General features: G+C 59.4%; 9 protein-coding genes and 2 pseudogenes. 10 read left to right on the top strand and 1 reads right to left on the bottom strand.

The annotated features are described in order from the left end of the window. The first annotated feature begins 5 nt into the window (after positions 1–5). The 10 genes and pseudogenes from tssH to QN399_RS16550 all read left to right on the top strand — a co-directional run. Positions 6–2,624, top strand: a complete 2,619-nt coding sequence (gene tssH, locus QN399_RS16595; RefSeq protein WP_322182957.1) for a type VI secretion system ATPase TssH — start codon at positions 6–8, stop codon at positions 2,622–2,624. Between the two features lie 10 nt (positions 2,625–2,634). Beyond that, a complete protein-coding gene (locus QN399_RS16590) occupies positions 2,635–4,152 on the top strand; it encodes a sigma 54-interacting transcriptional regulator (protein ID WP_322177076.1) in 1,518 nt (505 codons plus the stop codon). Positions 4,153–4,231: 79 nt separating this feature from the next. Beyond that, positions 4,232–4,372, top strand: a complete 141-nt coding sequence (locus QN399_RS16585; protein ID WP_322218678.1) for a type VI secretion protein — start codon at positions 4,232–4,234, stop codon at positions 4,370–4,372. Between the two features lie 19 nt (positions 4,373–4,391). Continuing rightward, positions 4,392–5,570, top strand: a complete 1,179-nt coding sequence (gene tagH, locus QN399_RS16580) for a type VI secretion system-associated FHA domain protein TagH (RefSeq protein ID WP_322177074.1) — start codon at positions 4,392–4,394, stop codon at positions 5,568–5,570. 5 nt (positions 5,571–5,575) lie between these two features. Further along, positions 5,576–6,076 carry a type VI secretion system lipoprotein TssJ gene (gene tssJ, locus QN399_RS16575; RefSeq protein ID WP_322177073.1) on the top strand — a complete coding sequence of 167 codons (501 nt, stop codon included), beginning with the start codon at positions 5,576–5,578 and terminating at the stop codon, positions 6,074–6,076. A 2-nt stretch (positions 6,077–6,078) separates the two neighbouring features. Continuing rightward, positions 6,079–7,410, top strand: a complete 1,332-nt coding sequence (gene tssK / locus QN399_RS16570; protein WP_322177072.1) for a type VI secretion system baseplate subunit TssK — start codon at positions 6,079–6,081, stop codon at positions 7,408–7,410. Next, the gene (icmH, locus tag QN399_RS16565) at positions 7,407–8,303 is read left to right on the top strand and encodes a type IVB secretion system protein IcmH/DotU (protein ID WP_330201276.1); all 897 of its coding nucleotides are present in this window, start codon (positions 7,407–7,409) and stop codon (positions 8,301–8,303) included. The genes tssK and icmH overlap by 4 nt, the downstream gene beginning before the upstream one ends. After that, positions 8,300–11,797, top strand: coding sequence for a type VI secretion system membrane subunit TssM (gene tssM / locus QN399_RS16560; protein WP_330201275.1), 3,498 nt, complete (start codon positions 8,300–8,302; stop codon positions 11,795–11,797). The genes icmH and tssM overlap by 4 nt, the downstream gene beginning before the upstream one ends. Then, on the top strand, positions 11,797–12,513 hold the full coding sequence (locus QN399_RS16555; protein WP_322177069.1) for a PP2C family serine/threonine-protein phosphatase: 717 nt from the start codon (positions 11,797–11,799) through the stop codon (positions 12,511–12,513). The genes tssM and QN399_RS16555 overlap by 1 nt, the downstream gene beginning before the upstream one ends. 17 nt (positions 12,514–12,530) lie before the next feature. Next, positions 12,531–13,391 (top strand): annotated as a pseudogene (locus QN399_RS16550) (serine/threonine-protein kinase); the annotation flags it as partial. Between the two features lie 224 nt (positions 13,392–13,615). Here the strand turns inward: QN399_RS16550 and QN399_RS16545 are convergent. Further along, positions 13,616–13,863 (bottom strand): annotated as a pseudogene (locus QN399_RS16545) (hypothetical protein); the annotation flags it as partial.

Here is a 13,863-nt window from a genome sequence, read left to right as displayed (position 1 = left end):
GACGCCTGATTTTGATCAACGTAGACCTGCAACAACTAATTCAGGCGCTCGACGCCGAAACCCGCCGCGACCTGGAAGGTTCTGCCGAGCGTTGTGTGGCTCGTGGCGGTAGCAAAATCCTGGTCGAAGACCTGCTGCTCGCGCTACTTGAGCGACCGCAGGGGTTGTTGGCGCGAGCACTGTTGGATGCACAGGTCGATGCCGGTGAGCTGGCTGCTGCATTGCAACCGCGAGTCGAGCACAGCGCTTCGCGCAATCCGGTGTTTGCGCCCGAGTTGGTGCAATGGCTGCAAGACGCCTTACTGGTTGCCAATCTGGAACTGGGCCAGAGCCAGGTGGCCCAGTCCGCGTTGATTCTGGCGCTGCTGCGTAACCCGATGCGTTACGCCGGCAGTCGTTATCAGGCACTGCTGGCCACGTTGGACGGTGATCGCCTGAGGGACTTTGCGTTGTCAGAAAAAGCCGAGCCGGACGCTGCCGGTAAACCCGCTGTAACAGGTGAGTCGCTGCTCGCACGTTTTACTCACAACCTGACTCAACAAGCCCGCGACGGGAAGCTAGATCCGGTGCTGTGTCGCGATGGGGCTATCCGCCAGATGATCGACATCCTGGCCCGTCGGCGGAAAAACAATCCCATTGTGGTGGGTGAAGCGGGGGTCGGCAAAACCGCCATCGTTGAGGGGCTGGCCTTGCGCATTGCGCGGGGCGAAGTGCCGCAGGCGCTCAAGGGCGTCGAATTGCTGTCGCTGGACATGGGCTTGCTGCAAGCCGGTGCCAGCGTCAAAGGTGAGTTCGAACGGCGCTTGAAAGGCGTGATCGATGAAGTAAAAGCATCACCCAAACCGATCACCCTGTTTATTGATGAGGCCCACACCTTGATCGGTGCGGGAGGCCAGGCGGGAGGTTCGGACGCCGCCAACCTGCTCAAGCCGGCGCTGGCCCGGGGAGAGTTACGCACCATCGCTGCGACCACCTGGGCCGAGTATAAAAAATATTTTGAAAAAGACCCGGCATTGGCGCGGCGTTTCCAGCCAGTGCAGCTGCATGAGCCTACGGTCAGTGAGGCGATCACTATTCTGCGTGGCCTGGCACCGATTTATGAAAAGAGCCACGGCATCTATCTGCGTGACGATGCGGTCGTGGCAGCGGCCGAATTGTCGGCGCGGTATCTCTCGGGTCGACTGCTGCCGGACAAGGCTGTTGATGTGCTCGACACCGCGTGTGCCAGGGTGCGCATCAGCCTCGCCGCCGCGCCGGAATGTCTGGAGCGGGTGCGCAGCGAGTTGGCCGAAGGAGGGCGCCAACGTATTGCGTTGCGTCGGGATGCCGAGGCAGGACTGCTGATCGATCAAGACGCATTGAGCGTATTGGAAGAGCGTCTTGAAGAAGCCGAGCGCGAACAACAAACACTGGAAAAAAGTTGGGGTGAACAACGGCAGCTCGCGGAACGCCTACTTGAGCTACGTCAGCAAGTGGCCCAGGCGCGCTCCGTTGAAAACGATGAAGTCGGTGCAACCACTGAGGATGCAGCAGCCGGGCTGCTGGCCCTTGAAGCCGAATTGCAGGCAACCCATCGCACGCTGATTGAGGCGCAAGCGCTGGAACGACTGGTGAGTTTTGAGGTGTGCCCGCGACAGGTTGCCGAAGTGATCAGCGCCTGGACGGGCGTGCCTCTGGCGCAAATGGCGCGCGAACACAATGCCAGGGTTGCCAGCTTCGCCATCGATTTGCGCGCGCGTATTCGGGGGCAAGAGCAGGCGGTGCATGCACTGGATCGTTCGATGCGCGCTACCGCGGCCGGGCTGAATAAACCGGATGCGCCGGTCGGGGTCTTTCTGTTGGTCGGTCCTAGCGGCGTGGGTAAAACCGAAACCGCGCTGGTGCTGGCGGACTTACTGTACGGCGGCGAGCGTTTTCTCACCACCATCAACATGTCCGAATTTCAGGAAAAGCACACCGTTTCCCGGTTGATCGGTGCGCCACCTGGCTATGTCGGTTATGGCGAAGGCGGCATGCTCACCGAAGCGGTTCGGCAGAAGCCGTACTCGGTGGTGCTGCTCGACGAGGTCGAAAAAGCCGATCCCGACGTCCTGAATCTCTTCTACCAAATCTTCGACAAGGGCATCGCCAATGACGGCGAGGGGCGCGAAATCGACTTTCGCAATACGCTGATCCTGATGACCTCGAACCTGGCCAGCGAGCGTATCAATGCGCTCTGCAGCAACGGTAATCGTCCCACTGCCGAAGCGCTGGAAGAAGCCATCCGCCCGGTGCTCAGCCAGCACTTCAAACCGGCACTGCTGGCGCGAATGCGAGTGGTGCCTTACTACCCGGTCAGTGGCCCGGTATTGCGCGAACTGATCGAGATCAAACTGCAACGTCTGGCCGAGCGTCTGACGCGACGCCGATTGGATTTCAGCCATTGCCAGGCGCTGGTCGATCATCTTGCCGAGCGCTGCACCCAGAGCGATAGCGGCGCGCGCCTGATCGACTACTTGCTCGATTCCCACGTGCTGCCACTGATTGCCGACCGGCTGCTCGACGCCATGGCTGCTGGAGAAACGCTCAAGCGGGTGCACGCCACTCTCGATGAGCAAGGCGCTGTCGTGTGCGAGTTTGCGTGAGGTGGACGTGATGTTCACACATGTGCCGCAACCCTTGCGTTTCGCTCAGGCGCTGTTGGCGCAGTTTACCCATCTGTCCCGGGCTGACGATGGGGCGACGTTGCTTGGCGATTTCGTGCGTGCGTCCGCCGAGCTCAGCGCGTGTGAACTCAGCCAGTTGTATCTGCTGGATGCCACGCATACCCGCCTCATTCTGAATGCCGAATATTGGCAGGGACTTTTACAGCCAAGAGCCGCCACGAGCCTGCCTGCGGATTACGATGGCGAGCAGTTGCTGCAATACGCGTTGTGCCAGAACAAAGTGGTCAGCCTGTGTGAGTTGAATGCCAGCCTGCACGAGACCGATTTTCTGCCACCAGGCGCAAAGCCCTGGAAATCGCTGCTGTGCGTACCCCTGCTCGATCAACACAAGGCCGTCAGCGGATTGCTGGTCTGCGCGAGCCGTGATCATCGCGAACTCGCGGGATTCGCCGATTCGCTGGGTCAACTGGGTGCGTTCGCCCTAGGGCAGATGCGCCTGCTGCAGCCATCGCGCCGATCACCCGGCGCGCCGCCTTCTTCGGTCGACGTGGTGCCGGTCGCCAGTGGCTACGGACTGATCGGTAAAAGTCCTGCCATGCGCCAGACCTGCAAGCTGATCGGCAAGGTGCTGAATAACCCTTATACCGTGCTGCTCATGGGCGAAACCGGTACCGGCAAGGAAGTCGTGGCGCGCGCCATTCATGACAGCGGGTCGCGGAGCTCCAAGGCATTCATTGTGCAGAATTGCGCGGCGTTTCCTGAGAGCTTGCTGGAAAGCGAGCTGTTCGGTTACCGCAAAGGTGCCTTCACCGGCGCTGACCGTGACCGCATGGGCCTGTTCGATGCCGCTGATGGCGGGACCCTGTTGCTCGATGAGATTGGCGACATGCCCCTGTCGCTGCAAGCCAAGCTTTTACGTGTGCTGCAAGAAGGCGAGATCCGCCCGTTGGGTTCCAACGACACGCACAAAATCGACGTGCGCATCATCGCCGCGACTCATTGCGATCTTATTGCACGGGTGGCCGATGGTCGCTTTCGCGAAGACCTGTATTACCGCCTGGCGCAATTTCCCATTGAGCTGCCAGCGCTTCGGGACCGTGGCGGTGATGCGCTGGATCTCGCGCGGCATTTTGCCCGTCAGGCCTGCACCTTTCTCAAGCTCGATCAGTTGGACTGGTCCGATGCCGCGCTCGACCACCTGTGTGGCTACGCCTTCCCCGGCAATGTCCGTGAACTGAAGGGGCTCGTCGAGCGCGCCATCCTGTTGTGCGAAGGCGATGAGTTACTGCCCGAGCACTTTGCCCTGCGGCGTGCGCTGGAGCCTGCTGACAGTGGGCTGAACCTGCGCGCACGCCTGAGCCAGATCGAACGCGGCTTGTTGCTCGATTGCCTGCGCAAGACCGATGGCAATCAAACCATCGCCGCCCGCCAACTGGGACTGCCACGACGCACCCTGCTGTATCGCATGGCTCGTTTGAATATTCGCGCTTGCGATGTGGGGAGTTGAGCCGCGCATGTCGATCCCGTTTTCACACCCATCCCGTTCCCTTGCAGCTCTGCCTGCACTCACTCATGGAGACCCTCTGATGTCTGTTCGTCACTGGCCGGCTGTCTTGCTGGCGCTGCTCGTTTCAAGTGCCCTTGGCGGCTGTAGCGGCAACTACAAATTCAACGACGACACCTATCGTCCCCTGGGTGACCCGCATGTGGTCAATCGCGGCAAGTGACCGCAAGGAGAGCAGCACAATGGAACTGGTTCTGGAAATACTAAACAGCGAACAGTCGGACCCTTCGCAGGTGAACCGCAAAGTGTTCACGGTGGCGGGCGGTTCGATTGGCCGCAGAGGGCACTCCGGCTGGGTGATTATCGACTCCACTAGCCAAGTGTCTCGCCAACATGCGCTGGTCAGCTATTGCGGCAGCCATTTTTGCCTGACCGACCTCAGCACCAACGGTACCTGGGACAACACCAGTGGCGAGCGGATGAAGCACGGGGATGAACAGCGCATCGTCGACGGTGGTGAGTACCATTTGGGCCGGTTCAAAATCCGGGCGCAGGTGCTGCGCGATTTGGTCGAGCCGGCCGCCGAGGTCAGCCTTCCGACACCACTGTCGGGCAGCGGGATGACCATTCCCGAGGATGCCTATTTCGGGGAGATGCCAATGGCTTCTGTGGATCAACCAGTCGCCTCGAACATGCCCGTGCTAGAACCGCAGCAGTGCGCGGACTACGCGCCCATCGAGAGGGAGCACGTGCGGACCCCGACGTTGGTGGCGCCGGCTGCTGAGCCCATTCCCGAGCCGCCACCGGCACCACCACCAGCACGTCAGGGCGAAGCGTTCTGGCAACAATTTGCCCAGGCGCTAGGCATCGACATCGATGATCTGGACCCGGAGGGCAGAGAAGCCTTGGCGGTCAACACAGCGCGACTGTTCAAGCAGTGTGTGGGCGGCTTGCAGCAGAGTTTGCGCACCCGCAGCGAGCTGAAAAACGAACTGCGCCTGGCACTGACCACTGGGCAGTACACCCACAAAAATCCGCTCAAGCATGCCGTGAATGCCAGCGAAGCCGTGAACAGTTTGCTGCTCGCCAGCAAGCCGCAGTTAAGCGCGGAACAGGCGATCAGTCGGACGTTTCATGACCTGCAAGCGCACCAGGTGGCTTTGCTCAGCGCCAGCCGCGCGGCCCTGCGCAGCACCCTGGAGCATTTCGCGCCGCAGCACCTGACCCTGCGTTTCGAGCGTGATGGACACAACCCGCTGTTTGCCACAGCCGGCAGCCAGTGGCGCGCATATGGCCGTTATCACCAGGCATTGAGCCAGGACGATGACTGGAGCGAACGCCTGTTGGCGCGCGACTTTGCCCAAGCCTACGAAGAACAGGTCCGGCTGGTCGACAGTCTTCACACCGATTACCAAGGATGATGCGCATGTCCAGTTTGAATATGTCCCGTTTCAAAACTCTGGCCGCCATGGCGACCCTGTTGCTCCTGGCGGGGTGCTCGACGCTGTCGCCGTATTCCAAACTGACCAAGCTGGATTTAAAGCTGACGGCCAGTGACCAACTCAACCCCGACCTCCACGGTCGACCCTCGCCGATTGTGCTGCGCTTGCTGGAGTTGAAGAACCCGGTGGCGTTCGAGAATGGCGATTTTTTCAGCTTGTATGAACGGCCCAAGGAATCGCTGGCGCCCGATTGGGTGGCCGGTGAAGAGCTGGAGTTACGGCCGGGCGAAAGCATCGACCTCAAGCTCAGCGTCGACAGTGGCAGCCGCTATGTCGGCGTGCTGGCGGCCTACCGTGACCTGCCAGAAACCAAATGGCGCTATGTGATCCAGCTGTCGCCGACCGAGCGGACCTACGCCGAGCTGCGCCTGGATCAGGCCGGTATCCACAACGCGCTTAATCCACTCGCCACGGCAGGAGACTGACCATGAACGCCCATAAAGTGATTTGGCGCGAAGGCATGCTTCTGCGCCCACAGCACTTCCAGCACAACGACCGTTATTACGACCACCAGATGAAAACCCGCACCCAGTTGCTGGGGCGTTACATGTGGGGGTTTCTTGAGCTGGAGATCGAGGTAGAACCTTTAAAAATCGGCAAGCTGGTACTCAGTCGCGCAAGCGGCATTCTCCCCGACGGAAGCTTGTTTAACCTGGAGGGTCTTATCGAGCCGCTGATGGTGCAAGTGCCGCACAACATCGGCAAAACCGCGGTCTACCTCGGGCTGCCGCTGATGACAGGCAACTACATCGAAGCCCGAGAGGAGACAGATAAAGACGTGCTGGCGCGCTACACCATCTACGACATGTCGATTGCCAATTCAAATGCCGGGGAGGGCATTGAAAGTCAGGTGCACTGCGGCCGACCGAATTTTTGTTTGCTGCTGGGCGAGCAACAAAGCGATCAGGTTTTTGTAACGCTGAAGGTGGGAGAGATCACTGATTGCACGGAGGATGGCGGGGTCACGATGAATGACAGTTACTCGCCGACGGTCATTCATTCCAAGGCTTCGAAGTATTTGCTGAGACGTTTGGACGAAGTGATCCGGTTGGTGGACACCCGTTGTGCGGCCTTGGCCGAGCGCCTGAGCTCCAACGGCAAGATGGGTGGCTCTGAGGTGGGTGATTTTATGCTCATGCAGATGATGAATCGCACGCAGTTGATCCTGCTTCATTACAAAGATCTGCAACACGTCCACCCCGAGGAGTTGTACCGCACGCTACTGACGGTGGTGGGTGAGTTATCGACTTTCGCCAGCGCCAACAGGCGCGTACCCGTGACGCTCAACTATAGACACAGCGATCTGAGCCTGAGCTTTGAAGCGCTGTTGAATGTTTTCCGCCAATTGATGGCGATGGTGCTTGAAGAACATGCGACGCCGCTGCCGATCACAGCTCGCGATTACGGTGTCCAGGTCGCGATAATCGCCGACCATCAACATTTCGACAGCTCGACCTTCGTGCTGGTAGCCGGCGCCCATTGCACGGCTGAAGAACTGCGCAATCGCCTGCCTGCCCAGCTCAAGATCGGCACGGTTGAAACCATCCGCAATCTGGTCAATCTACACCTGCCGGGCTTCAAGCTCAGACCGCTGCCCGTCGCCCCCCGGGAACTCGCGTTTCATGCCGACAAGGCCTATTTCATTCTTGATCTGGACACCGAGGAATCGGCGCAACTGAAGAAGTCCGGTGGTTTTGCGTTCCATGTGTCTAGCGAAATCGCTGCCCTTGAACTCGATTTTTGGGCGATCAAGAAATGAGTGATCTAACGACAGATAAACAACTCGGCGCGGATGACTTAACTGTTTTCAACGGTGCATCTGGCCCCGGCCCTGGCATAGAGCCTCTGACGGGTGCGACAGCTTCGACCCAGACCCAGGATCTGGAAGCCCAAAAAAACCAATCCGCCCAAAGCCATTCGCTCCACACCTACAGCGCAAGTATTAACCCGCTGGTCGCCGCAGCCGCTCATGTGCTGTCGGCCGTTGCGGGGCTCAAAAAACTGGACAAGAAGGCCAGCCTCGAAACCCTACACAGCACGTTATCGGATGACCTCGGGGGTTATCAGGCGCGTGCGGCGGCCCTCGGTGCCGAGAGCCATTTGCTCAACGATGCGTCCTATGTGTTGTGTACGTTCGTCGATGAGGCAGTGCTGCAAACCGAAGCGAGCAAGGCCAGTAATTGGTCCAAGAATACGCTGTTGAACGCGCTACATCATAAAACCTCAGGAGGTGAAACGTTCTTCGAGATATTGACGAGCCATAGCGTGAATCCGGTCAAACACCTGCACCTGCTTGAACTGATGTACCTGTGTATGGCATTGGGATTCAGGGGTAAATACGGCGTCCATGGCCAGGAAAAGGCTGAATTGGATGACCTCCGCGATGGCGTTTACCGAACCATTCGCCACCTGCGCGGCGACGTCCCGCGTGAGCTGTCACCCCATTGGCATGGACTTCAGGACAAGCGCCGAAATCTGGTGCGCATCGTCCCGTGGTGGTTGGTCGTCCTGTTCACCCTGATGTGTCTGGCGGTCATGTATTCCGGGTTCGCCTGGGTACTGAGCGAACAGCGCGAGACTGTTCTTGAACCTTACCGTCAGCTTGATGCTGCAACGACTCAAACGCCGTTGCAGGGCAGGGAAGCACGATGAAAATATTCTTTAAAAAGCTGGCGACCTTCCTCGGAAAGACGTGGGTCTGGACGCTGTTGCTGGTCCTGTTGGCCGCGCTTGCAGTGTGGTTTCTGGGGCCGCTGCTGGCCGTTGACGATTACAAGTTCTGGGAAGACGCGAGCGCTCGTTTGCTGAGCATCAGCGCGCTGTTTCTGGCATGGGGTCTGTTCGTCGTTTTTGAAAGCTGGCGGAGCACACAGCGTAAACAGGAAGCCGAAGGAAGCGAGGCTGGCAACGCCCGTCTGAAGCTTGAGCAGGACATCGCGGATAAAAATAAGCGCTTGCGCAAACTGTTCAAAAAAGCGCTTCGCACCCTGAAAAGCGCCAGCCTGTATCGCGGCCGCAGCGAGCGCTGGCGCAACGATTTGCCGTGGTATTTGTTGATCGGCCCGGAGAAGAGCGGCAAGAGCAGCCTGCTGAAACACTCGGGTCTGGAGTTTCCACTTAACGAAGTCGACACCAAGGCAGAGCCGAGCCCAACGTTTTACGAATGGTACTTCGGTGAACAGGGTGTGTTGATTGATACCGGTGGATCCGCTCTGGATTCGAAGGACGATGCTGACCAACACACCTGGAAAACCCTCCTCAATCTACTGCGCATGCGTCGCCGAAACCGACCACTCAATGGGGTCATCATTACGGTTCCAGCCGAGCTGTTGGGTCGCAAAAAAAGCGATGGGCCGGATGAACTAAAGCGTCTCTCAACGACATTGCGCAGCCGCCTGAAGGATATTCGTCAGCAACTACGCGTTGATCTGCCGGTGTACCTGGTGCTCAGCAAAGCGGATGAGATTGCGGGCTTCGAGGTGTTTTTCGATCAGCTCACAAAACAGGAGAGCGATCAGGTGTTGGGTGCGAGCTTTGCCGATGATCAGAACGGCAATGATCTCAAGGTGTTGCGCCAGGAATTTGAAGCACTGCTGCAACGCCTCAATAGCCAGGTGATCACGCGCATGCATCAGGAGCGTGTGCCTGAGAGAAGTGCCGTCATTCTCGATTTCCCGCATAAATTGGGCGCGATTGGCCCAGGCCTGTGCGAGTTCGTGAAGGACACATTGGGCGGCAATCGCTACCAAAGTGCCAGCCGACTTCGTGGCTTCTATCTGACCAGCGCCACTCAGTCAGGCGTCCCGCTCAAGGGCGCAGGAAAAAGCGACGCGGCATTTCCGCTATTCACCGGCTCGGCCCGCTTCATCAATCACCTGCTAAGCCGAGTGATCTTCCCCGAAGCCGAACTCGCGGGCCTCAACAAGCGCGAGCGCCGCCGTATCCACTGGGGTCAGCGTGCGTTGTACGTGACGGCATTTTCTGCGCTGGGAGTATGCGGTCTGCTCTGGGCCCTTGGCTTTTCTGCCAACCACAGCCGTCTTGAACAACTGCGAGAGTTCGCGCAAAACCTGACTAAACAGCACGCCGAGTTGGGGCCTCAAGATGACGCCATGGCGGCGCTTCAGCTGTTGGACACGGGCTACGCTGCAAGTCGCGTATTCCCTGCGCTCAGTGATGTGCAGTTGCATGAACGCAACGGGCTTTATCAGGGCGAGCCGAGTTACCCGGTGCTCGACGATGCCTACCAGCGTGAATTGAAAGAACAGCTGTTGCCACGCGTCGCCCGCACCCTTGAAGCGCAAGTACGCGCCAACATGAACGACCGCGAACGGCTGTTGGGCAGCCTGCGCGCCTACCTGATGCTCAACCTCACCGAGCGCCGTGATTCGACTTGGCTCAAGGAATGGGTTGCAGCCGATTGGTCGCTGCGCTACATCGGCAACGCCCCGGTGCAGAACGGCTTGAACGAGCATTTCAGTCGCCTGCTCACACACGGATTTGTCTATCCACTTAACGACGGTTTGGTGGCCCAGGCACGTCAGGTCCTGCGGGCCGAATCGCAATCCGCTGTGGTGTATCGCGCCCTGGGTGAACAAGCCCACAGCTTGCCGGAATACCGCCTCAGCCAGCACCTCGGCCCACAAGGCGCGTTGTTCAGCGGCACCGATTACCTGATTCCTGGCTTCTATACCCAACGCGGTTATCAGCAATTTTTCACCACCCAGGGTGCGAGTCTGGTGAACGAAATCCTGCGGGATAACTGGGTACTGGGTGAAAGCACCGGCATCAGCGGCATGGACTTGCGGCGCTTGATGGTCGAACTGGAGCAGCTGTATTTCCGTGACTACGCCAACCATTGGGGCGAAGCCATCGGCCAAATGGGTTTGCAGCCATTCAGCAGCGCGGGCGAGGGTGCTAGTCAACTTGCTGGCCTGACTGCCGCCAATTCACCGCTGCTGCAACTGTTGGTGGAAGTACGCGACAACACCCGTTTCCCGGACCTCAGCGAAAGCACCGAGCAACTGGCCGAAGCGGTCGGCGATGCGGGCGGCAAATTGGGCGCCATAGGCAAAGTCGCCGCTGCGGCAGCCGGTAAGGCGCAAGGCACACTCGCCAAAAGTCTGCCGGACACTGCAAAGAAATCCATGCAGCGCCGTTTCGAACCGTTGCATCAACTGCTGGACGCCAACAACGGTCCGGCAGCAGAGCTGATGCCAACCCTGCAAGCGCTCAACGATCTGCAATTGCAGGTCGCGAGCCTGGCGCGTTCCAGTCAGCCGGAACAGGCGGCTTACGAAATGGCGAAGCTGCGCATGAGCGGCCAGCGTGATGCGCTGAATAGCCTGCGCGGTGCAACCAGCCGTTTGCCACGCCCCATCAGTGGCTGGCTGGACGTGTTGGCCGAAGACACCTGGATGCTGGTGCTCGACGACACCTATCAGTACCTGAATCAGCGTTATCAGACGGAACTGCACGCGTTCTACAGCAAGGCGCTGCATCAGCGTTATCCGTTCAATGCCCACAGCACCAGCGACGTCGCCATCAGCGATTTCCGCGAGTTCTTCAAGGCCCAAGGCGTTGCGGATCGATTCTTCGATACCTACATGCGGCCCTTCGTCAGTGGCAGCGCGGGCAACTACCGTCTGCGCAGCATCGACGGCCGCAGCTTGCCGATGTCTCGTCTGTACCTGGCGCAAATGGGCCACGTGCAGGTCATCCGTCAAAGCTTCTTTGCGCAGAACTCGAACGAGCCACAGGTGCAATTCAAGCTTGAGCCCTACACCCTGGACCCAACCGTGAGCCGTGCCGAATTCCGTTTCGGCAATCAGCAGATGGACTACCGCCACGGCCCTATCGTGCCGATGTCGTTCAGTTGGCCAACCGACGCCGAAGACGGGCGCACGAGTCTGGTGCTGGAAAAAATGGTCGGTCGCCCGGTGGGCATCGAGAAAAATACCGGCCCGTGGTCGTTGTTCCGCCTGTTCGATCTGATGCAAACCGAATACCTGAAAGGCCGCGATGTGATGGTGCTCAAGGCCGATGTGGGTGGCCTGCGCGCCAACTACCTGTTGCTCAGTCAGCGCTCGCCGAACCCGTTCGACGTCGAAGGCTTACGCAGCTTCCGTCTGCCGGCGCAGCTCTGATGGGGCCGGCCAACCCTTGGCGCAGTGTGGCGCGTACCGACACCGGCAAGGTGCGGGCGCGCAACGAGGACGCGTTTCTTGACTGTCCGCAGCACGGATTGTGGGCGGTCGCCGATGGCATGGGCGGTTATCAGTGTGGCGATGTCGCCAGCCAGATGATTATCACCCACCTCGCCGAACTGCCCGAGGAGGGCCGCTTCGACGAGCGTGTGATTGCCGTGCGCAAGTGTCTGCACTGGCTCAATCGACGAATGAGTCAGGAGTTGACCATCACCCCGGATCGCCGCGACAGCATCATGGGCAGTACGGTGGTGGCACTGTTGATCGACGGCACACGCGGCGCCTGTGTCTGGGCGGGTGACAGCCGTTGCTACCTGCTGCGCGAGGGTCGTCTGCATCAATTGACCCGCGATCACTCGCTGCTGGAGCAACTGATCGACGAGCAAAAAATGACGCCCGAACAAGCCAGCCAATCCCCCAACGCCCGCGCACTGACCCGCGCCATAGGTGCCACCGACCAGCTGAAGCTGGAAGTGCTGGAGTTGGAGGTGTGTTCGGGCGATGTGTTTTTGTTGTGCAGTGACGGGTTTTATCAGGGCCTCGACAACGAAATGTTGCGCGAAGCCTTGAGCCTGGAATCGATGCACGCGCTGTTCGACGAAGTACGACGTGGCAGCGCGCGGGACAACCTGACCGCCGTGGTGATCAGCCAATGACCGAGCCCCTGCCACCGCTGCCCGACGTGCTGGCTGGCCGTTATCGCATTGAGCGTTTGCTGGGTGCCGGTGGCATGGGCACGGTCTATCGGGCGCGGGATTTATTGCATGAGCAGTTCGGTGAAACTGGCGCCGAGATAGCCGTGAAAATCCTCGGCGAAGCGTTCGCAGAAACGCCGGATGCCAACGCGTTGCTGTACAGCGAGTTCGCGTTGACCCGACACCTGCGCCACCCCGGCGTGATGCAGATGTTTGATTTCGACGTGGACTCGGCCTGTGGGCGGGCCTTTATCACCATGGAGCTGATGCAAGGTCTGCCGCTGGACCGCTTGCTGTGCGAACGGCCACTCGGCGTACCCTGGATCGAACTGCGCGATATCGCCATCGAATTGCTGGACGCCCTAGCGCATGCCCATGGCCGAGGCGTGCTGCACGGTGACTTGAAGCCCAGCAACGTGATGCTCACCGAAGACGGCGTGCGCCTGTTCGACTTTGGCCTCGGGCAGGCCATGGACGGCGTCCTTCCAGGGCTGCCGACCCTGAGCCGCGAGCGCATCAAGGCCTGGACACCTAACTACGCGGCCCCCGAGTTACTCGAAGGCGGCCCCTTGTCGATGAGCACCGATGTTTACGCTGTCGCCTGTGTGCTGTTCGAACTGGCGGGCGGCAAACATCCTTTCCAGCGACTGACGGGCGTCGAAGCCCGCGAGAAAAAACTGGACCGAAAACTGAAAAAGCCCAAACACCTGCCCAAAACCTGCTGGCCGGCCCTGCGAACCGCGCTGGCGCTGAACCCGAAAAAACGCACGATAGATGCCGCTGCATTACGCGATTTTTTCCGAGCCGCACCCCCCGCCAAATCCTGGCGCTGGTTCTAATCCCGGCAAGCCTGCTCTTATCAAGCAAGCAATAACCGTTTGAAATAGAACATTACTTGTAGATACCGTCTTGCCCCTCACCGCGCAAGCGCAAATTGTGAGTTAAACCCAAACCTGCCGGAAGCCCGTACCGGGCTTATTCGCAGACAAGTCAGCTCCTACGGACGAGTGCGTTCCATTATGGGAGCAGGCTTGCAACTACGCGTCCCGCTGCGAAGCGGTCATCAACTTACCCCGCTACCCAATGCTCCCTTCACCTGATCCAACAACCCCATCTTCGATTCATCGGGCAACGTGTCGAGCAGGTCCTTAACCTTCGCCAAAGCCTTCGCCGTTTCCGTGGCCTTGAGCAGTTTTTGCAACTCAGGCGTGGTCGCGGTTTCTGCGCTGAGGGCCGGCGGTGTGGGCAAGGCCTTCACCATTTTCAGCATATCGCCAGGGTCTTTGCTGAACGCCCGAATGTTGTCGAGAT

This window comes from Pseudomonas sp. 10C3 (assembly GCF_036346185.1).
GTDB lineage: Bacteria > Pseudomonadota > Gammaproteobacteria > Pseudomonadales > Pseudomonadaceae > Aquipseudomonas.
Note: the sequence above shows the minus strand (reverse complement) of the source record. Positions and strands in the feature narration are given on the sequence as shown.

Excerpts from the sequence above, each read along its gene's own strand:
- QN399_RS16585 (WP_322218678.1), top strand. The coding sequence starts at position 4,232 with ATGTCTGTTCGTCACTGGCCGGCTGTCTTGCTGGCGCTGCTCGTTTCA.
- tssK (WP_322177072.1), top strand. The coding sequence starts at position 6,079 with ATGAACGCCCATAAAGTGATTTGGCGCGAAGGCATGCTTCTGCGCCCA.
- tagH (WP_322177074.1), top strand. The coding sequence starts at position 4,392 with ATGGAACTGGTTCTGGAAATACTAAACAGCGAACAGTCGGACCCTTCG.
- QN399_RS16590 (WP_322177076.1), top strand. The coding sequence starts at position 2,635 with ATGTTCACACATGTGCCGCAACCCTTGCGTTTCGCTCAGGCGCTGTTG.
- QN399_RS16555 (WP_322177069.1), top strand. The coding sequence starts at position 11,797 with ATGGGGCCGGCCAACCCTTGGCGCAGTGTGGCGCGTACCGACACCGGC.
- icmH (WP_330201276.1), top strand. The coding sequence starts at position 7,407 with ATGAGTGATCTAACGACAGATAAACAACTCGGCGCGGATGACTTAACT.
- tssJ (WP_322177073.1), top strand. The coding sequence starts at position 5,576 with ATGTCCAGTTTGAATATGTCCCGTTTCAAAACTCTGGCCGCCATGGCG.
- tssM (WP_330201275.1), top strand. The coding sequence starts at position 8,300 with ATGAAAATATTCTTTAAAAAGCTGGCGACCTTCCTCGGAAAGACGTGG.